The sequence below is a fragment of the Niveispirillum fermenti genome (genome assembly GCF_048066175.1).
In the GTDB taxonomy this organism is placed as follows: Bacteria; Pseudomonadota; Alphaproteobacteria; order Azospirillales; family Azospirillaceae; genus Niveispirillum; species Niveispirillum fermenti.
The window spans coordinates 1-901 of sequence record NZ_JBLTXA010000108.1 but is presented as its reverse complement, the minus strand read 5'-3'; the positions used below and the strand labels follow the sequence as shown (position 1 = coordinate 901).

The following is a 901-nucleotide window of genomic DNA, read 5'->3' as shown; positions in this document are numbered from 1 at the left end:
CCCAGGAAGAAATCCTCCCGCACATAGCGGAAGGGCCGCTCCACTTTACCCTTGGTCTGGGCTCGGTAGGGCTTGCAGGCCTTCGGCAGGAAGCCGTAATGGGCCGCCAGTGTCAGGAGCTTCTCGTTGTAGACGACGCCCCTGTCGTCGTCCGCCTCGCCCAGAACGGCGGTACGCATCCGGTCGTAGAGGATCTGCTCTGGCACGCCGCCCAGAGCCTCGAAGGCGGCAATATGACAGCGCAGCAGAGTGGGCAGATCCTGGCGGGCGACGAACCGCGCCCAGATCATCCGGGAATGGCCCAGCACCAGGGAGAACAGCCAGACCACCCGCTCCATGCCAGGTTCGTCGGTGAATTCGGTTTTGAAGTAGGCGAAATCCACTTGGGCCTGTTTGCCGGGCGGCGTCTCGAACCGGCGCTCGAAGCGCCTGGCCGGTGTCAGTCGCACGGACCGGACAAAGACCTTCACCAGGGTGTAGCCGCCCTTGTAGCCCTGCTCCTTGATCTCCCGGTGCAGGCGTCTGGCCGTCAGTTCCGGCACGGTGGCCAGCCGTTCGCGCAAGAAGGGCTCATAGGGGGATAACAGCGACAGCCGCGGTGGCCGGGGTGTGTAGGCGGGCGGCTCCAGCCCACGCTCGATATGCCGGCGCACGGTCTTGCGGTCGAAACCGGTCCGGCGCGCGATGGCGGAAACGGATAGCCCTTGGCGGGCAAGGTCCAGGATCATGACAAGGTCCCCAAGCTTGATCACCGGCATCCTCCCCGCAGACAGCGGGAAACAGGATGGCGGAGAGATGGCCGCAAGGCCCCGGGGGGCATGCCCCCCGGGGCCTTGCCCTCTGCCAAAACTGGGGACTTTTCATTCGCCACTTCTGGGGAGTTTTATCCCGCCAGCGACAG

General features: G+C 65.1%; 1 protein-coding gene. It reads right to left on the bottom strand.

Going from position 1 to position 901, the window contains the following annotated elements; translation table 11 throughout:
- Positions 1-752 (bottom strand): IS21 family transposase (gene istA, locus ACM9LZ_RS25895; RefSeq protein WP_416622381.1); only part of this gene is annotated, 752 nt, incomplete at its 3' end.
- Positions 753-901: the final 149 nt, after the last annotated feature.